General features: G+C 66.6%; 18 protein-coding genes and 1 pseudogene. 11 read left to right on the plus strand and 8 right to left on the minus strand.

The genetic code is table 11. The features are described from left to right. Position 1 precedes the first annotated feature (1 nt). The 3 genes from QHG62_RS11015 to QHG62_RS11025 all read right to left on the minus strand — a co-directional run bounded on the left by QHG62_RS11015 (position 2) and on the right by QHG62_RS11025 (position 1,738). Entirely contained in the window at positions 2–1,030 is a 1,029-nt protein-coding gene (locus tag QHG62_RS11015) for an AraC family transcriptional regulator (protein ID WP_281150892.1), read from the minus strand. A 173-nt stretch (positions 1,031–1,203) separates the two neighbouring features. Then, complete coding sequence (locus QHG62_RS11020; protein WP_281150893.1) at positions 1,204–1,452, minus strand: hypothetical protein; 249 nt, start codon at positions 1,450–1,452, stop codon at positions 1,204–1,206. Positions 1,453–1,477: 25 nt separating this feature from the next. After that, positions 1,478–1,738: a hypothetical protein gene (locus tag QHG62_RS11025; protein WP_281150894.1), complete on the minus strand. Its 261-nt coding sequence runs from the start codon at positions 1,736–1,738 to the stop codon at positions 1,478–1,480. A 284-nt stretch (positions 1,739–2,022) separates the two neighbouring features. On the opposite strand from QHG62_RS11025, the gene QHG62_RS11030 reads away from it, so the two are divergent. From QHG62_RS11030 to QHG62_RS11075, 10 genes are all read left to right on the plus strand, one after another. Further along, positions 2,023–2,430 carry a type IV pilin protein gene (locus QHG62_RS11030; RefSeq protein WP_281150895.1) on the plus strand — a complete coding sequence of 136 codons (408 nt, stop codon included), beginning with the start codon at positions 2,023–2,025 and terminating at the stop codon, positions 2,428–2,430. Further along, positions 2,424–3,023 (plus strand): pilus assembly protein, encoded by a 600-nt coding sequence (locus QHG62_RS11035; protein ID WP_281150896.1) that lies wholly within the window; start codon positions 2,424–2,426, stop codon positions 3,021–3,023. The genes QHG62_RS11030 and QHG62_RS11035 overlap by 7 nt, the downstream gene beginning before the upstream one ends. Next, positions 3,020–4,183, plus strand: coding sequence for a PilW family protein (locus QHG62_RS11040; protein WP_281150897.1), 1,164 nt, complete (start codon positions 3,020–3,022; stop codon positions 4,181–4,183). Before QHG62_RS11035 ends, QHG62_RS11040 begins: the two co-directional genes overlap by 4 nt. A 2-nt stretch (positions 4,184–4,185) precedes the next feature. Then, positions 4,186–4,740, plus strand: coding sequence for a pilus assembly PilX family protein (locus QHG62_RS11045; protein ID WP_281151588.1), 555 nt, complete (start codon positions 4,186–4,188; stop codon positions 4,738–4,740). A gap of 54 nt (positions 4,741–4,794) precedes the next feature. Then, on the plus strand, positions 4,795–7,869 hold the full coding sequence (locus QHG62_RS11050; protein WP_281150898.1) for a pilus assembly protein: 3,075 nt from the start codon (positions 4,795–4,797) through the stop codon (positions 7,867–7,869). 13 nt (positions 7,870–7,882) lie between these two features. Then, on the plus strand, positions 7,883–8,395 hold the full coding sequence (locus QHG62_RS11055) for a GspH/FimT family pseudopilin (RefSeq protein ID WP_281150899.1): 513 nt from the start codon (positions 7,883–7,885) through the stop codon (positions 8,393–8,395). Between the two features lie 116 nt (positions 8,396–8,511). Beyond that, the gene (locus tag QHG62_RS11060; RefSeq protein WP_281150900.1) at positions 8,512–9,354 is read left to right on the plus strand and encodes a DUF6502 family protein; all 843 of its coding nucleotides are present in this window, start codon (positions 8,512–8,514) and stop codon (positions 9,352–9,354) included. Next, the gene (locus QHG62_RS11065) at positions 9,351–10,793 is read left to right on the plus strand and encodes a DUF5666 domain-containing protein (RefSeq protein ID WP_281150901.1); all 1,443 of its coding nucleotides are present in this window, start codon (positions 9,351–9,353) and stop codon (positions 10,791–10,793) included. Before QHG62_RS11060 ends, QHG62_RS11065 begins: the two co-directional genes overlap by 4 nt. 174 nt (positions 10,794–10,967) lie before the next feature. Then, on the plus strand, positions 10,968–11,213 hold the full coding sequence (locus QHG62_RS11070) for a BON domain-containing protein (protein ID WP_281150902.1): 246 nt from the start codon (positions 10,968–10,970) through the stop codon (positions 11,211–11,213). Between the two features lie 32 nt (positions 11,214–11,245). Then, complete coding sequence (locus QHG62_RS11075) at positions 11,246–13,615, plus strand: phosphoketolase family protein (RefSeq protein WP_281150903.1); 2,370 nt, start codon at positions 11,246–11,248, stop codon at positions 13,613–13,615. Between the two features lie 21 nt (positions 13,616–13,636). Here QHG62_RS11075 and QHG62_RS11080 read toward each other — a convergent pair whose 3' ends face one another. After that, entirely contained in the window at positions 13,637–14,632 is a 996-nt protein-coding gene (locus QHG62_RS11080; protein WP_281150904.1) for an AraC family transcriptional regulator, read from the minus strand. Positions 14,633–14,843: 211 nt separating this feature from the next. Here QHG62_RS11080 and QHG62_RS11085 point away from each other — a divergent pair, with 211 nt between their 5' ends. After that, positions 14,844–15,893, plus strand: a complete 1,050-nt coding sequence (locus QHG62_RS11085; protein ID WP_281150905.1) for an aldo/keto reductase — start codon at positions 14,844–14,846, stop codon at positions 15,891–15,893. Between the two features lie 13 nt (positions 15,894–15,906). On the opposite strand, the pseudogene bioD reads toward QHG62_RS11085, so the two are convergent. From bioD to QHG62_RS11105, 4 genes and pseudogenes are all read right to left on the minus strand, one after another. After that, positions 15,907–16,629: pseudogene (bioD, locus tag QHG62_RS11090) on the minus strand (dethiobiotin synthase). Next, positions 16,626–17,858, minus strand: a complete 1,233-nt coding sequence (bioF, locus tag QHG62_RS11095) for an 8-amino-7-oxononanoate synthase (protein ID WP_281150906.1) — start codon at positions 17,856–17,858, stop codon at positions 16,626–16,628. Before bioF ends, bioD begins: the two are co-directional and overlap by 4 nt. Further along, positions 17,842–19,239, minus strand: a complete 1,398-nt coding sequence (gene bioA, locus QHG62_RS11100) for an adenosylmethionine--8-amino-7-oxononanoate transaminase (protein ID WP_281150907.1) — start codon at positions 19,237–19,239, stop codon at positions 17,842–17,844. Before bioA ends, bioF begins: the two co-directional genes overlap by 17 nt. 319 nt (positions 19,240–19,558) lie before the next feature. Further along, on the minus strand, positions 19,559–20,419 hold the full coding sequence (locus tag QHG62_RS11105; RefSeq protein WP_281150908.1) for an NmrA family NAD(P)-binding protein: 861 nt from the start codon (positions 20,417–20,419) through the stop codon (positions 19,559–19,561). Between the last annotated feature and the right edge of the window lie 20 nt (positions 20,420–20,439).

A 20,439-nucleotide genomic window follows, 5' to 3' on the forward strand; every position in this document is an offset into this window, starting at 1 on the left:
TCTAGTGCCGGGCCGGCTCGCGCGATGTTTCGCGCGGCAGCCGGCCGAAGCGCTCGCGGTAGCAGGCGGCAAAGCGGCTCAGGTGCGAGAAGCCGCAGTTGAAAGCAACCTCGGTCACGCTCGCACCGTCGTGCCGCGCCAGTTGGGCGTGCGCAGCATCGAGCCGCATGTTGCGAAGCACTTCCATGGGCGAAAGATCGCGATGGCGCCTGAACAGCAGGCCCAGCGCACGGCGCGACACACCCGCAGCCTCTGCCACGTCTTCCACCGAAAGCGGCGCATCGAGCCGGCTGCGCATGAACTCCTCGGCAAGCCGCAGCTGCCGCATGCTGGCCGCCTCGGAGCCGAGCCGCAACGCGTCGTGCTGCTGCCGCACCGAGTTGGGCCGGTGGCACAGAAGGTAGAGCATGAGGTTGTCTTCGTAGTGGGCCAGCCAGCGCGGGTCATACGGCTCACGGGTGTCAGACGGCAGCAGCGATGCGAGGCCTGCCACCATGCGGCACCATTGCGTGCCGGCTGCGTCGTCGAGCCGGAGCGGCAGCTCGAAATCGATTTCGCCGATTTCAGTTGCACCCGCCGAACCGCCCGCGGGCCTGGCGGCAAACGTGCGGCGCGCCACGTCCTGCAGGCGGGCCAGGTCGATCTTGAGCATCAGCTGCTCGCAGTCGGCACGCCAGCGCAGCCGCACGGGTTTGTGCGCGGACACCACCGCCCCCTGGCCCCGATGGATCTGCACCGTCTGGCCGCCGGTATTCACTTCGGCATGGCCGCGCAGCGGCATCTGGACCAGCACGAAGTTGCCCAGCGTGTCGGGCTCGATGTCGACATCGCAGCCATACCGCAGGATGCACAGCGACAGCGCGCTCAGTTCGGCCCGGCAAAAGACTGCATCGACACTGCCGCGGCCCCAGGTGCTGCGGTGCGCCTTCAGCTCATGGGTTACCAGTGCGTGGGTTTCGTCCGCCTTGCGCGATCGGAAGATCTCGCGCCCGTACAGGGTGGAAAGCTGCTGGCTCGACCATGCGTCCACGAACACTCCTCAGGGGCAAAGTAGTGATACCGATCTCTGCCGCCGGGGCAGGAGCGCAATCTACCGCCCAAGGCCGGGTCCTGCCATGGTGGTTGCCCGGGCGGCATGCTCCAGCGTGCAAGAACCTTGCCCGTTGTTCGCGGTTTCTGTTGGGTGCCTGGCGCCGGGGGCGGCTACTTCTGCTTGCTGCCGCCGCCCGATGCGCCCTGGTCCGCTTTTTCCTTGTCCTTGTCCTGCTGCGCCTTCGGCAGCTTGACCTTGGTCACCGTCACGGACACCGGGTCGCTGGCGGGAAAGGACTCTTCGACGCCGCTGTCCAGCGCCTCCTCGCTGGGCGCCTGCTCGACCGGCTTGGCCGGTTCGACGGCCGGCTTGCCGTGGTTCTTGGACGTGGGGAATGGGAAGGCTTTTTCTGAGGTCATGGCAACTCCTCGGCCGTGCACGCCGTTACGGCTTGCGCGGCTCCTTGTTGGTTTCCGAGCGCAGGTCTTCCCTCAGCCCGTAGGCTGCGGAACCGTCGTGGCGCGATGCCTCCACGTTCTTGCGCTTGCTCGACATGCGCTCGGCGGGAGCCGGTGCCGAGTCTTGTTCGCCCGTGGCCGAGGAACTGCCGGTGAACTTTTCTCCGGCACCGATGTTGTCCACGCCACCGCTGGTGGTGGGCCGGGATCCGTCGCCCGAACCGAGATTGGAAGGTTCTCTATTCATTTCGTTTGACTCCTGTTGCTCGAGGAGCAAAGTGGCAATGAATGGATTCTGGGAGCCGGCCGGGGCACGAGCGTAGGACGACGCCAGCGTCCATCAGTCGGAAGCATCCTCGCCTCTGAATCCTTTTCAAAGTGTTGAATGTGTCGGTGGTTCGTATGTGCCGGTACACGACACCCTGGCCGGCGGGACTGGAACAGACCGGTGCTTGAGGGCACTATTTACCGCGCGGATGTGATAAATTCACATTTAAATACAATCTGACACATCATCACCTGGCCCGCTGAATGAAAAAGCTCTCGTTTTCGCGTCGGCGCAATGGCTTCACATTGATCGAAGTAATGATCACGGTGGTGATCGTTGCGATCCTGGCCTCCATTGCGATGCCCAGCTACCAGCGCTACGTGATCCGCGCCAAGCGCTCCGCCGCCCAGGCGCAGATGATGGAAATCGCCAACCGGGAGCAGCAGTTCCTGCTGGCAAACCGCAGCTACGCGGACAAGACGACGCTGGCGGCCAGCGGCTACTCGCTGCCTCCGGAAGTCGCGGCCAATTACGACTACACGATCACCCTGCCGGCGGCCGGAGCTCCTCCGGGCTTTGTTCTGACTTTCACTCCCAGCGGAAGCCAGGCGTCCGACGGCAATCTCACCCTCAACAACGAAGGCGCGAAAACGCCGGCCGACAAATGGTGAAGCCCCGTCCGAACCGCCGGCTTTCCAGGCGCGCCGGTGCGCAACGCGGCGCGACGCTGCTCGAAGTGATGGTCACCCTGCTGATCCTCGCCTTCGGGCTGTTCGGGCTGGTGGGCTTGCAGGCCCGCCTCCAATCGTCGGAGATGGAGTCCTACCAGCGCTCCCAGGCGCTGATCCTGCTCAACGACATGGCGAATCGCATCGCGATCAACCGCCGGCTGGCTTCCAGCTACGTCACGAGCTCGCCGCTCGGCGCCGGCATCAACTGCCCGACCGGCACGGGCTCGCGCCAGCAGGTGGACGCCATGGAATGGTGCAACGCGCTGCAAGGCGCGGCCGAAACCTCGGGTGCCACAAAGCTGGGCGCCATGATCGGCGGGCGCGGCTGCGTGGAAGACCTGGGCAACAACGAATACATGGTCACCGTGGCCTGGCAGGGCCTCGTGCCCATTGCAGCGCCGCCCGAAGGCGTGGCCTGCGGCAAGGACCAGTACGACGTGGCTCCCACCGCCACGGCGCCAAACCCCCAGTGCACGGCCGACCGGTGCCGCCGCATCGTGACGACGCTGGTGCGCATCGGAACGCTTTCATGATGCGCGCACCCTCTGCGCACGGAGCGCCACGCCCTGCCCGCGCCCTGTTGCGCCAGCGCGGCCTGACGCTGATCGAACTGATGGTGTCGATCACGATCATGCTGATCGTGCTGGCCGCGCTGATTGCGCTGTTCCTCAACGTGAACAACACGCAGCGCGAGATGGTCAAGGTCAACCGCCAGATCGAAAGCGGCCGGCTCAGCGTGTTTGTGCTGGAAAACGAAATCTCGCACGCGGGCTTCTGGGAAAACTACATGCCCGAGTTCGACGACCTCACGGTTTCGGGCGTGCCCGCCAAGGTGCCCACCGGCAACGCGCCCGACCCATGCCTGCCCTATACGGCCGCGACCTGGACCGACGACTACAAGCGCAGCCTGCTCGACACACCCGTGCAGGCCTACGACGCCGTGCCGGCCAGCTGCGCCGGCCTGCTCACCAACAAGAAGGCCAACACCGACGTGCTGGTGGTGCGCCATGCCGAAACCTGCGTGGCGGGCATGCCGAACTGCGAAGCCGACGCGCTGGGCAAGCTGTACTTTCAGTCGTCGTTCTGCGGCACGCAGAAGCCTTCGGATTTCGACCTCACCACGGCCGGCTTTGCCACCATGATGAGCAAGAACTGCACGACGCCGTCGCCCAAGCGCAAGTTCATCTCCGACATCTACTACGTGCGCGACTACGCCGACACGGTAGGCGACGGCATTCCGACGCTGGCACGTTCGCGCTTCGACCTGTCGGCCACAGGGTTGGCGCAGCAGCCGCCGGTGCCTCTGATCGAAGGTGTCGAGGGCTTTCGCGTGGAACTGGGCCTGGACACGCTGAGCAAGACCGGCGCGGCGGTGAACTACGCCCAGGCCATCTCGTGGGCGGATGCGGCCGTCAGGTCTGCCCCCACGAACCGCGGCGACGGAAGCCCCGACGGCAACTTCGTTCATTGCAGCACGGCTTCACCCTGCACCGCCGACCAGCTGATCAACGTGGTCGCGGTGAAGCTCTATGTGGTGGCACGCAGCACCGAGATTTCGCCGGGCCATACGGACACGCGCACCTACAACCTCGGCAGCGCAACGCTCGGCCCCTTCAACGACCACTACAAGCGCCATGCGTTCACCACGGCGATCCGCATGACCAATGTGACCGGCCGCAGGGAAACGCCGTGAAGATGCCATCCACATTGCCCAAGCGCCGGCAAGGCGGCGCGGCGCTGATCGTCGGGCTGATCATGCTGGTGCTGATCACGCTTGCGGTCACGGCCGGGTTCACGCTCAGCAACACCAACCTCAAGTCGGTGGGCAACATGCAGAACCGCAACGAGGCGGTGGCCGCGGCCAACCGCGCCATCGAGGAAGTGGCTTCCTCCCTGCTGCTGCCGGGCGTGGACGGATCGCCTTCGCTGGCCCGGCCGCTGGGCACCCAGAGCCGAGTGGACATCAACAACGACGGCACCATCGACTACACCGTGGACATCGCCCCGCCCACCTGCGTGCGCGCCACCAAGTCGACCGACACGGGCGGCGGCGGCACTGCGGGCCCCGGCGGCATTGGCGGCAGCTCTTCCACCAGCGGCTCGGGGCTCAATGCCCTGCCCGACCAATACAACTCGGTGTGGGACATCAGCACCAGCGTGACGGACGCCGCCAGCGGCACCGTCACGGCAGTACGCCAGGGCGTTCGGGCGCTCCTGAGCAAAGAGCAATTCGAAGCCCTGTGCTCGTAGCCAGACCCCGCGCCCTCTACTGCGAATGATCACGACGATGAACGGATCGACATCATGAAAAAGAACTTCTTCCGGCCGTTCTGGGCCGTCGCGATGCTGGTGTTCGGCCTTTCCGCGGCGCAGGCGGAAGACATCGATCTGTTCGTCGGCTACAACCAGACCGTGACGGACGCGCCCAACGTGCTGTTCGTGCTGGACAACACGGCCAACTGGAACCAGCCGTTCACTGCCGAGATCAACGCGCTGGCCAGCGCCTTCGAGAGCCTGCCCGCGGGCAAGTTCAAGGTCGGCGTGATGATGTTCAGCGAAACAGGCGGGGGCAACTCGAACATCGACGGCGCCTACCTGCGCGCCGGCGTGCGCATGATGGACGATGCCAACAAGGTCAAGTACGGCGCGCTGATCCGCAGCTTCGACAAGCTCGACGACAAGTCCAACGGCGGCAAGGCCGGCAAGATGATGGCGGAGGTGTATCGCTATCTCTCGAGCGGCGCGCCGATGGGCGGCAACAACAAGGCCAAGGCCGACTACACCGGCAATGTCTTCGGTACCGCGGCTTCGAAGGCGATCTATGCGCTGCCCGACAACCCGCTGGCGGCCATCAACAGCAGCACCTACACCGGGCCGAACACCACCAACTGCATCGGCACCTACGTCATCTACATCAGCAACGGCGCCGCGCAGGACAACAGCAGCGACACCACCACCTCGACCAACGCGCTGCGTACGGCCGGAGGCAGCACCACCATGATTCCGCTGAGCCCCAGCGGCTCGCAGGACAACGTGGCCGACGAATGGGCCAAGTTCCTGCAGACCAGCATGGGCGTGAAGGTCTACACCGTCGAGGCCGCACAGGCCACCGGCGGCCAGGGGCCGGGCTGGAGCGCGCTGCTCAAGAGCATGGCCGCCCAGAGCAAGGGCGAGTACTACGACCTCAGCGCCACGCCCGACCTGGGCAAGGCGCTGTCCAGCGCGCTCGACGACATCTTCAGCAAGATCCAGTCGGTCAACAGCGTGTTCTCGTCGGTGAGCCTGCCCGTGAGCGTGAACACGCAGGGCACCTATCTGAACCAGGTGTTCGTGGGCATGTTCCGACCCGACGATTCCGCCTATCCGCGCTGGAACGGCAACCTCAAGCAATACAAGCTCGGCCTGGACACCAACAACCAGCTCATCCTGCAAGACGCCGCAGGAACCAACGCCATCAACAACCAGACCGGCTTCATCGCGCCCTGCGCACGAAGTTTCTGGACGCCTGCGCCAAGCGCCACCGACGCCTACTGGAGCTTCCGGCCCGCCGGTGACTGCCTTGGCAAGGAGGCCGCCGAGAGCCCCGACGGCAATGTGGTGGAAAAAGGCGCGCAAGGCTACATGCTGCGGCAGGTGCTCCCGGCCGACCGCAACGTGAAGACCTGCGCCGCAAGCGGCTGCTCGACCCTGACGAGCTTTGCCACCACCAACACGGCGGGCATCACCAAAGAGGCGCTCGGCGTGCCGACGGAGGCCGAGCGCAGCGCACTCATCGAATGGCTGCGCGGCCTGGACAACAAGGGCGACGAGCGGCGTGCCGCCGACGGAACCCCCCTGACCTCCGCGGCCATGCGGCCCTCGGTGCACGGCGACGTGGTTCACTCCCGCCCCGTGGCCATCAACTACGGCAGCGACGACCAGCCGCAGGTGGTGGTGTTCTATGGCGCCAACGACGGCATGCTGCGCGCCGTCAACGGCAACCAGACCGCCGCCATCGGCTCCGCGGCGCCCGGCAGCGAGATGTGGTCCTTCGTGCCGCCGGAGTTCTACGGCAGCATCAAGCGGCTTTACGACAACACCACGCGAATCAATTTCCCCGGCTTGCCAGTCAGCGTGGGCGCAACCGCTCCCAAGCCCTACGGCATGGACGGCGCCATGGCCGCCTACCGCCAGGGCAATGAAGCCTGGCTGTACGCAAGCATGCGCCGCGGCGGGCGCCTGGTCTATGCCTTCGATGTGTCGAACCCCGCCTCGCCCATTCTCAAATGGCGCAGGGGCTGCCCCAACCAGGACAACGACCTCGGCTGCGACACGGGTGCAAACGACATGACAGGCATCGGCCAGACCTGGTCGGCGCCGAAGATCGTCAAGTCGGCCGGCTATGGTTCGGGCAACTCGCCCATGGTGATGTTCGGCGGCGGGTACGACAAGTGCGAAGACGTCGACACCACCTCTGCGGCCCAGGCCTGCGGCGCGGCCGCCAAGGGCAACAGGATCTACGTGCTCGACGGCAGCACCGGCAATGTGCTGAAGACCTTCAACACCGACCGGGGAGTCACCGGCGAAGTTACCGTTGTGAACGACAGCGCCGGCCTGGCCAAGCTTGCCTATGCGGCCGACCTGGGCGGCAATGTCTACCGCATCAAGATAGGCTCAGCCGCACCCGGCAGCTGGGAAATGACCAAGATCGCCTCGCTCGGCTGCGCCACCACCACAGCCACCTGCACGCCCAACCGCAAGTTCATGTTCGGCCCCGACGTGGTCGAAGACAACGGCATGAACGTACTGCTGCTGGGCTCCGGCGACCGCGAAAAGCCCCTGCGCTCCTACAGCGCCGCGCTCAGCGTCTCGAACCGCTTCTACATGATGGTGGACAAGCCGGCCGACGACACCTGGCTGACCAGCGAGTCGACCAACTGCGACGGCAGCTCGCTGCTGTGCCACGGCTCGCTGCTGGCCATTACCGGCACAGACGCGCCCACGCCTACGGCCCTGGCGGCCAAGAAGGGCTGGTATCTTGTGCTCGCGCCGGGCGAACAGGTGGTGACTTCGTCGGTGACCGCCTATGGCAACACCACCTTCAACACCCACACGCCCACCGACCCGGCCGTGCGCCAGTCTTGCCGCGCCGACCTGGGAACGGCCAATGTCTACAACCTGGCCTACCTGAACGCCGGAGCGCAGGGTGCGCGGTTCCAGAACGTGGTCGGCGGCGGCCTTGCGCCCTCGCCCGTGGTCGGCCGCGTCATGGTGAACGGCAGTTTCCGCGACGTGGTGATCGGCGCCAACCCGGACTCTTTCCTGAGCCCCAAGGGTGCAGCGGTGAAGACCGCTTTCACGCAGCCCAAGGGCCGCGTCTACTGGTTCATCCAGAAGTAAAAGGGTGCGCAAGGTGCAGACAACCTCCGGCATGCGCGCACGCGGCTTCACGCTCGTGGAGCTGATGGTCACCATTGTGGTGCTGGTCGTGCTGGTGTCGGTGGCCGTGCCCTCCTTCGACAACATACGGCTTTCGAGCCGGCTCAACTCGTATTCGACCGATCTCGTGGCCGGCAGCCAGCTGGCGCGCAGCGAAGCCATCAAGCGCAACGCTGCCGTAACGCTGTGCGCCTCGGCCAACGGCACCGCCTGCGCCACCAACGGCCAGTGGGAAGCCGGATGGATCGTCGTGAGCAACGACGGGCGGGTCATCCAGAAGCAACCGGCCACCGCCAGCGGCTACCAGATGCGCGACAGCGGCGGGCTGAGCGCCCTCACCTTCGACGCCACCGGTGTCGGCGGCACCGCGGCCAACATCACGATTTGCCGCGCCACCCCGGTCGGCAGCCAGGAGCGGGTGGTGAAAATAAGCGCCACGGGGCGTTCATCGATCACCCGGACCAGTGTGGGTACCTGTGGTGCATGAATGAGGTCTTTTTTGTGCGATCCTCGGCGATGCGGACAATAGTGCACTAACTCGGCCCTGGGCCCTGTTCGTTTACATCGCCGCTGCCGATTTCATCAGTAGAAACGCCTCATTTCATGGAACATCAACTGGACTGGGCACTTGCCGCCTGCGGCCGCATCCTGCGGCCGGTGGTGCGGCTCGCCCTGGCCATGGGTGTGAAGCATCCGCACCTGGAGGTGTTGCTGCGCGACCTGCTGCTGGAGGAAGCCACCCTTTCGTGGCGCAAGCAGGGCGTGGCAAAGCCCAATATCAGCCAGTTGTCGGTTACGACCGGGCTTAACCGCAAGGCCGTGACTTCCAAGGTCCGCGCCCCGGCGGATGCCCTGCCCCATACAGAAGTGTCCGCAGCCGCCAAGACTTTCACGCTGTGGCTGCAGATGGTGTCCGAAAACCAGGCGTACCACCGGCTTCCGATCACGGCCGACGGCGAGGACATGCCGTCCTTCGAAGCGGTGGCAAGGCTTGGCAGCCGCGGCAACGTGCACCACCGCACCATCCTGGACGAACTGGTGCGCCTGAACATGGCGGCCGAGGAGAACGGCTGCGCCGAACTCAAGGTCGACGGTTTCGTGCCCGTGGACGATTTGCAGGCAATGCTGGCGTTTCTGGGCGACAACGGCCGCGACCACCTGCTGGCGGCGGTGTCCAACACGCTTGGCGAGCAACCCCGCATGCTCGAACGCGCGGTGTACGCTCGCGGACTTGCGCTGGAAGACTGCGAGAACATCCATCAACTGGTGCGCGAACGCTGGTCCGCCCTGCACCGAGAACTGGCGGGCGAGATGACGCGCGCTGTAGACCAAGCCCCGAGCGGCGCCAAAGGGCGCATCCGGGTCGGTATCTACACTTATTATGAAGACGACGCGGCGCCGATTGCGCCGGCCGTTGTGCCCAGGCGGGAAGAGAAAGCACCATGAAGAACCACTACAGATGGATGCGCGGCATCCTCTTTGCCGGAGCAATAGCGCTGCTGCTCTCGTGCGGCGGTGGCGGTGGCGGCGGAACTTCGGCAGGCGTTGTGGGCGTTGGCGGCGGCTCGGCTTCGGGTGGCGCGGGTACATCCACGGGCACGGGTTCGAGCACGGGTACTGGCACGGGCACCGGAGCCGGCGATAGCGGGGGCACGGGCACGGCGGGCGGCTCCGACGGTTCGGGCACCGGGAGCGCGGGCGGCGCGGGCGGCACCGGCGGTACGGGCGGTACAGGCGGCGGCACCGACGGCACGACCACGGCGGGCAACGGTACCGACGACGGTTCGGGCGTGGGCTCGGGCGGCACCGGCGTGAGCACCGCCGACGCGACGGGCGTGGGCTCGGTGGGCGGAATCGGCAGCATCATCCTGAACGGTGTGCGCTACAACACGGACGCAGCCACCGTCAGTCTCGAAGACACGAGCGAACTGCAGATCGGCATGAGCGTGCGCATTGCCGGCAAGATCGACAGCGCCTTTACTGCTGCCACGGCCCAGCAGGTCGTCTCGGCAGCTGAACTGCGCGGCGCGGTTTCGGTCATCAACCTCGCGGGCGGCAGCTTCGTGGTGATGGGCACCACCGTCACCACAGACAACGCCACGGTGTGGAGCGGCGTGACCAGCCTGAACCAGCTGCCGGCGGGCGCTGTAGTGCAGGTGTGGGGCCTCCCCTCGGAGCCGGGCAGCCTGCGTGCCACCCGCGTCGAGCTGAATCCCGCATCGGTTGAACCACTGGTTACCGGGTTCGTGCAGAACCTCGATCGGCTCAGGCAGAGCTTCACGCTCGGCCAGTTCGAGGTGAAGTACGGCGGGGCCGTGTTCTCGGGTGGCATCGATGCATCGACCTTCACCGAGGGTACGATTGTCCGGGTGCGCGGCATCGCAGCGCCGGTTGCGGGCGTTTTCAACGCAACCAAGGTGCAGAGCTGGTACGCCATACCAACGCAGAACACCGCGGCGGTGCAGCTTGCTGGCGTCGTTACCAGCTACACCTCGCTCAACGCCCAGTTCAAGGTTCTCGGAACGGCAATCGACGCGTCCAATGCCCAGATCACCGGGGGCCTCCCGACATCGATCGGCAATGGCGTGAAGGTGGAAGTCGACGGCTTCATGGCCAACGGCATCCTGGTGGCGAAAAAACTGCGCATCCGCAACGTGCCAGGCGTCGGCGGGCCGGTCGATTTCACGCTCATCGGCGCCATCGGGGGGTATCACTCTCCATCGAACTTCAAGGTGCAGGGCCGGCAAGTCAACGCCAGCGGCCCAGGTACAAGCTTCGAAGGCGGAACCATTGCCGAGCTGGCCAACGGCCGCCGCGTCTCCGTGGTCGGGGATACGGTCGAGAACGGCGTGCTCATCGCGAAGCGCGTCACCTTCACGCCTTGACACGCGCCACGTAGCACCGCCGGCCCACCGGCCGGTCGCGCCCCAAAAATCGCCCGAGAAAAGCCAGGGGTTGCATTTGCACCCTCGGCTCGATCGCGGCATCCTGCACCCTGAGCGCAACGAAAAAGAAGAACGGTCCCCTGTTCGAACACTCTCTTTTTCGAAAGGTTTGGAATGAACCCCGATCTTGAACTCAGGCACGAAGTCTTTGCCCAACTGAACTGGGACCCCGCCGTCGTCGGCTGCGATGTAGACGTGTGCGTGGCGGCCGGCGTGGTCACCTTGCAGGGCACGCTTGCCAGCGAAGGCCTGAAAGCCGCCGTGGAGCGTGCGGTGCGCCGCGCGGAAGGCATCGGCACCATCGTCAACCAGTTGATGATCATTGATGAGCATCAAGCCACGGCACGCCCGAAGCTTTGACACTTGGCTAGCCAATCCGCCGAAAGCTGCCCATGCCCCTCGCCTCTTCGCCCGCTGCCGAGCAAGACTTCACGCTGCTCGATGCCTGGTGGCGCGCGGCCAACTACCTGTCCGTGGGCCAGATCTACCTGATGGACAACCCCTTGCTCCGCCAGAAGCTCGAGTTGGCCCACATCAAGCCGCGCCTGCTGGGCCACTGGGGCACCACGCCGGGCCTCAACTTCGTCTATGCGCACATGAACCGCGTCATCAACGCGCGGGAGCTCGACGCCATCTTCATTGCCGGCCCAGGGCACGGCGGCCCGGGCGTGGTCGCCAACACCTACCTCGAAGGCACCTACAGCGAGGTGTATCCCCACGTCGGGCAGGACGCCGAGAGGCTGAAGCGGCTCTTCACGCAGTTCTCGTTTCCGGGTGGCATTCCGAGCCATGTGGCGCCCGAAACCCCGGGCTCCATTCATGAAGGCGGAGAGCTGGGCTACTCGCTGCTGCACGCCTACGGAGCGGTGTTCGACAACCCCGGCCTGCTTGCGTGCTGCGTGGTCGGCGACGGCGAGGCCGAAACCGGCGCGCTCGCGGCGAGCTGGCATTCGAACAAGTTCCTGAACCCCGCGACCGATGGTGCCGTGCTGCCCATCCTGCATCTCAACGGCTACAAGATTGCCGGCCCCACCGTGCTCGCGCGCATCGGCGACGAAGAACTGGCCCAACTGATGAGAGGCTACGGACACGAACCGTACTTCGTGGCCGGCAATGACCCCGCGCAGATGCATCGCCTGATGGCGGCAGCGCTCGACAAGGCGCTCGACGACATCCACGCCATCCAGGCCCGCGCGCGGAAAAACGGATTCAGCGAACGGCCGCGCTGGCCGATGATCGTGCTGCGCTCGCCCAAGGGCTGGACCGGGCCCCGCCAGGTGGACGGCGTGCCAATCGAGGGCACCTTCCGTTCGCACCAGGTGCCGCTCACCGGCTTTTCCGGCAAGCCGGGCCATGTGGGCCTGCTCGAAGACTGGATGCGCAGCTACCGGCCCGAAGAGCTGTTCGATGCCGGCGGCGCGTTGCGTGCCGACATCGCCGCCCTTGCGCCCAGGGGCGCGAAGCGCATGAGCGCCAGCCCGCATGCCAACGGCGGCCTGCTGCTCAAGGACCTGGCCCTGCCGCCCTTCCGCGAGCATGCCGTCGCGGTCGATTCCCCCGGCGCTGCAGATGCGGAGGCCACGCGCGTGGCAGGCCGGTTCTTGCGCGAGGTGATGCGCCAGAACGCGGCATCACGCAACTTCCGCGTGATGGGGCCGGACGAGACCGCGTCCAACCGGCTGGGCGACGTGTTCGACGTGACCGGGCGAACCTCGACCGCGGAGATCCTGCCCGGCGACGAGCACGTGTCACCCGAGGGACGCGTGATGGAAGTGCTGAGTGAGCACCTCTGCCAGGGCTGGCTCGAAGGCTACCTGCTCACCGGGCGCCACGGCTTCTTCTCGTGCTACGAGGCGTTCATCCACATCGTCGATTCGATGTTCAACCAGCATGCCAAGTGGCTCAAGGTGACACGCGGCATCGGCTGGCGGCGGCCGATCGCCTCGCTCAACTACCTGCTCACCAGCCACGTCTGGCGGCAGGACCACAACGGCTTCAGCCACCAGGACCCGGGCTTTCTCGATCATGTGGTCAACAAGAAGGCCGAAGTGGTGCGCGTGTACCTGCCGCCCGATGCCAACACCCTGCTCTCTGTGGCCGACCATTGCCTGCGCAGCCGCAACTACGTGAACGTGATCGTGGCCGGCAAGCAACCCGGCCCGCAGTGGCTGGACATCGACGCCGCGGTGCGCCACTGCACGGTGGGCCTGGGCGTGTGGACGTGGGCCAGCAATGACGAAGGCGCCACGCCCGACGTGGTCATGGCCTGCGCCGGCGACGTGCCCACGCTCGAGACGATGGCCGCGGTCGACCTGCTGCGCGAGTTGCTTCCGGACATGAAGGTGCGCGTGGTGAACGTGGTCGACCTGATGGCGCTGCAGTCACCCGACGCGCACCCTCACGGCCTGCCCGATGCGGAGTTCGACTCGATCTTCACCACCGGCTGCCCGGTGGTGTTCGCGTTCCACGGCTACCCGTCGCTGATCCATCGGCTCACCTACAAGCGCACGAACCACGGCAACTTCCATGTGCACGGCTACCTGGAAGAAGGCACCACCACCACGCCGTTCGACATGACCGTGCTCAACCGGCTGGACCGCTTTCACCTGGCGGCCGATGCCATTGCAAGGGTCGGTCGTTTTCAGGACAGCGCGGGCCATGTGCAGCAGCACCTGCGCGACAAGCTGCTGGAGCATCGCGCCTACGTCACGCGGCACGGCAAGGACATGCCCGAGATCGAAAACTGGCGCTGGTCCCGCTGAGCCGCCGCCGGCGCCCCACGCTCAGGCGGCCGCCATGGCCGCACCGCCCAACTGCGCGTCGTTCTCCGCGTCGCTGAGCCAACGCCGCTTGTCGCGCAGCGGCGGTGCGCCGAACATGCGGCCGTACTCGCGGGCGAACTGCGACGGGCTTTCGTAGCCCACGCTGTGCGCGGCGCTCGCCACGTCGGCGCCGGCCATCAGCATCTGGCGGCGCGCCTCCTGCAGGCGCAGCTGCTTCTGGTATTGCAGCGGGCTCATCGCCGTCACGGCCTTGAAATGATGGTGGAACGACGACACGCTCATGTGCACGGCGCGCGCCATGTCTTCGATGCGCAGCGACTGCGCGTAGTTGACGCGCAGCGCACTGATGGCCTTGGCAATGCGCTGGGTGTGGCTGTCTTGCAGCGCAATCTGCCGCAGGCGCGCGCCCTCGCCGTTCACCAGCAGGCGGTACATGATCTCGCGCTTGATGAGCGGCGCCATGATCGGCACGTCTTCCGGCGTTTCAGCCAGCCGCAAGAGCCGCAGCACCGGCTCCAGCACCGGCATGGCAATGCGGTTGACATACATGCCGCGCGACGCGGGCGCATTGGCCTTGGCAGGCAGCTTCTCGTCGCCGATGAGCTCGCCGATGTCGTCGATGGCCAGCTCCAGCCGCACGCCCAGGTAGGGCTCGTTGTCGCTCGTCAGCCGCACCTGGCCGCACACCGGCAGGTCGACCGAAGTCACCAGGTAGTGCATCGGGTCGTACACATAGATGTCGTCGCCCACGATGATCCGCTTGGAGCCTTGCGCTATGAGCCCGAGCGCCGGGGTGGCAAAGGCGTGCTTGGGGCCGTCGGGCTTGCTGATGCAGAACACCTGCAGGCCGGCCACCGGTGTTTCCACAGTGCCGTCGCGCCCGCCCGTGATGCGGTTGATCAGCGCCACCAGTTCCTTGCGGGCCTCGTCGAGTTCGGGCTCCAGGGGCATCGGCTGGGCAATGGCGGCAGTGGTTTCGGGTGTTTCGTCGGACATGTTCAGGGCTTTGTCGCGGTTGGATCCACGGTGCCACGCACCGTGGAGGATCGGGTGGTTACAGCTTAGCGCCGCGCTTGCAAATCTGCACGGGCCCGAACCGAGGTCTGGAGAATTAGGCAAAGACTTTGCAGAAACGCACTCGCCGCGCCGGTGCCTGCGGGCGGATACTTTTTGCCGACGACGCTTTTCCAACGCAAAGGACCTCTCCATGCAATACCGCAAGTTCGGCCGTACCGGCCTGTTCGTTTCCGAGCTGTGCCTCGGCACCATGACCTTCGGCGGCGCCAGCGGCATCTGGGGGCATATCGGCAACCTCCAGCAAGCCGAGGCCGAAAGCCTGGTCGGCCGGGCACTGGACGCGGGCATCAACTTCATCGACACCGCCGACGTGTATTCCGAAGGCCTTTCGGAAACCATCACCGGCCAGGCGCTGAAGAACCTCAAGGTACCGCGCGACAACGTCGTGGTCGCCACCAAGGTTTTCGGCGAAGCCGGCAAGAGCCCCAATGCGGCCGGCGCCTCGCGCTATCACATCATGGACGGCGTGAAGGCGAGCCTCAAGCGCCTGCAGCTCGACCATATCGACCTGTACCAGATCCACGGCTTCGACCCGGTCACGCCCATCGAGGAAACCGTGCGCGCGCTGGACAACCTGGTGCAGCAAGGCCACGTGCGCTATGTGGGCGTTTCGAACTGGGCCGCCTGGCAGATCATGAAGGCGCTGGGCATTGCCGAGCGCCAGGGCCTCGCGCGCTTCGAGTCGCTGCAGGCCTACTACACCATTGCGGGCCGCGACCTGGAGCGCGAGCTCGCGCCCATGCTGCGGAGCGAAAACGTCGGCCTCATGGTCTGGAGCCCGCTGGCGGGCGGCCTGCTCAGCGGCAAGTACGGGCGCAATACCGAAGCCGAAAAAGGCAGCCGCCGCACCACCTTCGACTTTCCGCCGGTGAATGTGGTGCGGGCCTACGACTGCATCGACGCGATGCGCGAACTGGCCGAGGCGCGCAAGGTGTCGGTGGCACAGATCGCGCTGGCATGGCTGCTGCACCAGCAGGTGGTAACCAGCGTGATCGTGGGCGCCAAGCGCGTCGAGCAGCTGGACGACAACATTGCCGCAACGGCCATCCGGCTCGGCGCCGACGAGCTGGCGCAACTCGACCAGGTGAGCGCGCTGCCTTCCGAGTACCCGGGCTGGATGCTCGAGCGTCAGGGCGGCGCACGGGCAAAGCGCCTGGCGGAATCGAGTCAGCGCGGCTGAACGTCTCGCAGGATCAGGCCAGCTCGGCTGAGCGCCTCGCGATGTGCGCCGCGGTTGCGCGCAGCGCACGCAGGTCGAGGTGCTGCGCGGCGCTTGCCGCAGAAGCCTCTGCCAGGTGCGGCACCACGCCCAGCAATGGCGCCCCGAGCCGGCCGCGCAAGGTCTGCAGGTTGGCGTCGGGCGCCAGCATCCCCGGCTCGATGATGCTCGCGACCCAACCCGACAGCACAAGGCCGCGCGCCCGGATGGCTTCGGCCGTGAGCAGCGCGTGGTTCAGGCAGCCCAGGCGCAGCCCGACCACGAGCACCACGGGCAAGCCCAGCGCCACGGCGAGGTCTGCGCTGTCGAGGTCGTCGCCAAACGGCACGCAGAACCCGCCCACCCCCTCGACCACCACCGCATCGGCGCGCTGCGACAAGGCCGCAAAGGCCGAGAGCAGCGGCGGCAACTCGATGCGCACGCCCTCTTCCCGCGCCGCCAGGTGCGGCGACATCGGCGCGCGCAGCAGGTACGGGCAACGCAGCGCCAGCGGTGCGTCGACATTGCCTGCGGCATGCAGCTGCTCGACATCGTCGTTGCGTCACGCACCATCGACCAAGTCCAGGCCCGCCGCCACCGGCTTCATGCCGACCGCGCGCAGGCCCGAGGCGGCCAGCAGGCTCAGCATTGCGCTGCTGACCAGCGTCTTGCCGACGCCCGTGTCGGTGCCGGTAACGAACCAGCGCCGGGGCGTCATGGGTGCACCTCGGGCTGCTGCGCCAGCGCGCTGCCCACTGCATCGACCAGGCGGGCCACATCGGACTCGGTGTGGCTGGCCGATAGCGTGATCCGCAGGCGCGCGGTGCCGGCAGGCACGGTCGGCGGACGGATCGCACCCACGCGCAGTCCGCGGGCATCGAGCTGCGCCATGGTTTCCATTGCACGCGCGTTGCCGCCGACGATCAGCGGCTGGATCGCGGTGGATGAAGCGGGCAGCCAGGCGCTGCCGCCCGGCTGCAAGATGGCCTCTAGGCCCCGGCGAAACTGGGCGATGCGTGCCTTCAGGCGGGCCCGGCGCGCATCGCCCTCTTCGCCCTCGATCAGCTTGAGGCTCGCAAGCAACGCATGCGCAACGGCCGGCGGCGCGGCGGTGGTGAAGATGTATGGCCGCGCCTTTTGCACCAGGTAGTCGGCCACGGTGCGGTGCGCAGCCACGAACGCGCCCGAAACCCCGGCCGCCTTGCCGAGCGTGCCCACAAGCACCAGCCGCTCCGAGCGCAGGCCCTCCGCCTGCAGCACGCCGCGCCCCGTGGCGCCCAGCACGCCGAAGCCGTGCGCGTCGTCCAGCACCAGCCAGGCGTCGTGGCGCTCCGCCAGTGAGAGCAGCCCCGCTACTGGCGCGATGTTGCCGTCCATGCTGAAGACCGCATCGCTCACGATGAGCTTGACCGGTGCATCGCAGGCGCCGAGCTGCGCATCCAGCGCGGCCAGGTCGCAATGCGGATAGCGCTCGACCCGAGCCTTGGCCAGCCGTGCGCCGTCGATCAGCGAGGCATGGTTGAGCGACTCCGAAAAAATCACGGCTTCGGCACCGCCAAGCGCCGATAGCACCGCGAGGTTGGCCATGTAGCCCGTGCAGAAGAACAGGCTGCGCGCCTCGGGAATGAAGGGCGCCATCCAGTCGCCGAGCCGCTCTTCCAGCTCCGCATGCGCGCGCGAATGGCCAAGCACCAGGTGCGACCCGCCACTGCCGGTGCCATAGCGTGCCGCGCCTTCGGCCAATGCGGCGGCCAGCGCCGGGTGCGCTGCCAGCCCCAGGTAGTCGTTGCTGCTGAAGCAGAGCATGGCGCGCTGCGCTTGTGCGCCGGAGAGCGTCAGCGTCTGCTCGGGCGCGCAGGCCGTCTCGGCGATCTGCCGCCGGCGGCGCAGCGACTGCGCATCGAGCGCCGCAATCTCGTCCTCCAGGCGTTCAAGCAAGCGCGACATCGCGGCCTCCTTGTTCTGCGCGGCCGGGCACGTCTAGCGCCCGCAGCGTGTCCAGCGTGGCGTCGACCAGCAGGTCGATCTCGCCGTCGCCAATCGCATACGGCGGCATGAGGTACACCGTGGCGCCGATCGGCCGCATCAACAGGCCGTTTGCCCGCGCGCCCAGGTGAAAGCGCTCGGCAAACCGGGCACCCGGCTGGCGCACGTCGAAGGCCGTGATCATTCCGCGCTGGCGCAGGTGATCGACGGGCATGCCTCGCAAACCTTCGCGCAAGCGGCATAGCAGCCGTTCGGCGCGGGCGCGGTTGCGCCGCAGCGCATCCTCCTGCTCGAACAGGTCGAGCGTCGCAATCGCCGCCCGGCAGGCCAGCGCGTTACCGGTATACGAATGGGAATGCAGAAAGCTGCGCGCCACGTCGTCGTCCACAAAGCCATCGTGGATCGCATCGCGCGTCATCACCAGCGCCAACGGCAGATAGCCGCCGCTGATGCCCTTGGAGAGGCAAAGAAAGTCGGGCCAGATGCCGGCCTGCTCGCACGCGAAGAAGGTGCCCGTGCGCCCGCAGCCCACAGCAATTTCGTCGGCGATGAGGTGCACGCCGTAGCGGTCGCACAGCGCGCGCACCAGGCGCAGGTATTCGGGGTCGTGCATGGCCATGCCGGTGGCGCATTGCACCAGCGGCTCGACGATCACGGCGGCAATCGACGCATGGCTTTCGGCCAGCAGCGCCTCGAGTTCGGCTGCAGCGTGCCGCGCCACCGCGGCAGCGCTTTCGCCCTGCCGTGCGCCCCGTGCGTCGGGCGATGCAACAAAGTGCGCATTCGCGAGCAGCGGCGCGTAGGCATCGCGGAACACCGGCACGTCGGTCACATGCAGCGCGCCCAGCGTCTCGCCGTGGTAGCCGTTGCGCAGCGCGACAAAGTTGCGCTTGCCGGCGAGGCCCGCGTTGCGCCACGCATGAAAGCTCATCTTCAACGCGATCTCCACCGCCGATGCGCCGTCGGAGGCGTAGAAGCAATGGCCGAGCGCATGGCCGGTCAGCGCGGCAAGCCGCTCGGCCAACTCCACCGCGGGCGCGTGCGTGCAGCCTGCGAGCATCACGTGCGAAAGCGTGTCGAGCTGGTCTTTCAGCGCGGCGTTGATGGCCGGATGCGCATGCCCGAAGAGATTGACCCACCACGAACTCGTCGCGTCGAGGTAGCGGCGGCCGTCATGGTCATGGAGCCAGACGCCCTCGCCCCGCGCGATCGGCAGCGGCGGCACCGCCTCCAGGCGGATGCTCTGCGTGCACGGATGCCACACGTGGCGCCGGCTGCGCTGTTGCCAGCTCGCGTTTTTTGACGGCGCGGGCGTCGGGTGAGGAGCAATCGTTGGCGGCATCCGCGTAATCCTTTGGGAGCAAGGCGCGGGATCGTATCGACGCAGATCGGCCGCGGCAAACCGCCGGCTCCGATGCGAGATGCGGCCGGTTTGAGCGGCGTTGGCCGGCGTAGCTGATGGTTCGAATCAAGCTCGTGCAACACGGCGGTTTCCCGTGCGTAGAACTTGCGAAGGGCCGGACGCAAGTTGTCTTGCAGACGATAGAGATAGTTGCAGAATATCGAGCATCCGCCGGCGCACGGGTGTGTTTTCTTGTTATCGGACACGCCGATGGCTGATTTTGAAAATCATGAGAAGCCGGCTTGGCATCCTGGCGTTTTCAGCCCTTTTTCACCAGCGCCGAGATGTATTCGCGCAATGAAGTCGCCCCGCGTTCGGATCTTTCCGGCTCTTCCTTGTTATCGAGGGTGAGGCGCGTCATGGCGGCATAAGACCTTGCGCCGGCCTCCGAAAATCCCATCGAACGAAACGCCTGCTCCCATTGGTCCGGCGGCGTCACGACCACTTCCACCGGCCGCCCCAGTGCCTCTGCGAACGCCTCAGCGACATCGCGCGGCGAGTAGCGCTCCGGCCCCTCGACATAGTGCGGCCCGGAGGAGCGGCCCTCGCCCAGCATGAGCCGCGCCGCAAACTCGCCGAGGTCGCGCGGCGCCACCATCGGCAGCGTGAAGTCGGGCGGATACATGCTGTCCAGCTTGCCCTTGCTCCGCGCGGGCTCGAGCGAGGCGTCCCAGTTGCTCATGTAGTAGGCGGCACGAATCGCGCTCACTGGCACAGGCTGGGCCGCAAGCGCCTGCTCCATCCGGTAGAGCACATCGAGGTCGCCGATACGGTCGCCGCGCTGCGCGCCGTAAGTCGATTCGGCAACGATCTTCTCGAGCGGCAAGCCTTCGATCGCTTCGAGAATGCAGTCCAGGCTCCTTTGCTCCTCGGCAGCGGTGTCGCTGGAAGGCGGCGCGGGCGGGTTGAGCAGGAACAGGCGCTTGCCGCCGGCCACCACGCGCCGCAGCGAAGGCACGTCGAACACATCGGCCTCCGCGATGGTGGCGCCCTGCCGGTGCAAGGCGTCGGCATGTGCGGCGTCGCGCGTGACCGCGATCACCTTCTCGCCTTGCGCAAGCAGCGCAGAAACCAGCGCCGAGCCGACATGCCCGGTCGCGCCAAGGACGATGTGCGTCATGCGTGTGCCTTTCTTCAACG

The sequence above is a fragment of the Variovorax paradoxus genome, assembly GCF_029919115.1.
GTDB lineage: Bacteria > Pseudomonadota > Gammaproteobacteria > Burkholderiales > Burkholderiaceae_C > Variovorax > Variovorax paradoxus_O.

Coding starts and splice junctions, on each gene's coding strand:
- QHG62_RS11020 (WP_281150893.1), bottom strand. CDS start 1,452: ATGACCTCAGAAAAAGCCTTCCCATTCCCCACGTCCAAGAACCACGGC.
- QHG62_RS11030 (WP_281150895.1), top strand. CDS start 2,023: ATGAAAAAGCTCTCGTTTTCGCGTCGGCGCAATGGCTTCACATTGATC.
- QHG62_RS11070 (WP_281150902.1), top strand. CDS start 10,968: ATGAACCCCGATCTTGAACTCAGGCACGAAGTCTTTGCCCAACTGAAC.
- bioA (WP_281150907.1), bottom strand. CDS start 19,239: ATGCCGCCAACGATTGCTCCTCACCCGACGCCCGCGCCGTCAAAAAAC.
- QHG62_RS11085 (WP_281150905.1), top strand. CDS start 14,844: ATGCAATACCGCAAGTTCGGCCGTACCGGCCTGTTCGTTTCCGAGCTG.
- bioF (WP_281150906.1), bottom strand. CDS start 17,858: ATGTCGCGCTTGCTTGAACGCCTGGAGGACGAGATTGCGGCGCTCGAT.
- QHG62_RS11045 (WP_281151588.1), top strand. CDS start 4,186: ATGCCATCCACATTGCCCAAGCGCCGGCAAGGCGGCGCGGCGCTGATC.
- QHG62_RS11025 (WP_281150894.1), bottom strand. CDS start 1,738: ATGAATAGAGAACCTTCCAATCTCGGTTCGGGCGACGGATCCCGGCCC.
- QHG62_RS11080 (WP_281150904.1), bottom strand. CDS start 14,632: ATGTCCGACGAAACACCCGAAACCACTGCCGCCATTGCCCAGCCGATG.
- QHG62_RS11035 (WP_281150896.1), top strand. CDS start 2,424: ATGGTGAAGCCCCGTCCGAACCGCCGGCTTTCCAGGCGCGCCGGTGCG.
- QHG62_RS11050 (WP_281150898.1), top strand. CDS start 4,795: ATGAAAAAGAACTTCTTCCGGCCGTTCTGGGCCGTCGCGATGCTGGTG.
- QHG62_RS11065 (WP_281150901.1), top strand. CDS start 9,351: ATGAAGAACCACTACAGATGGATGCGCGGCATCCTCTTTGCCGGAGCA.
- QHG62_RS11060 (WP_281150900.1), top strand. CDS start 8,512: ATGGAACATCAACTGGACTGGGCACTTGCCGCCTGCGGCCGCATCCTG.
- QHG62_RS11040 (WP_281150897.1), top strand. CDS start 3,020: ATGATGCGCGCACCCTCTGCGCACGGAGCGCCACGCCCTGCCCGCGCC.
- QHG62_RS11075 (WP_281150903.1), top strand. CDS start 11,246: ATGCCCCTCGCCTCTTCGCCCGCTGCCGAGCAAGACTTCACGCTGCTC.
- QHG62_RS11105 (WP_281150908.1), bottom strand. CDS start 20,419: ATGACGCACATCGTCCTTGGCGCGACCGGGCATGTCGGCTCGGCGCTG.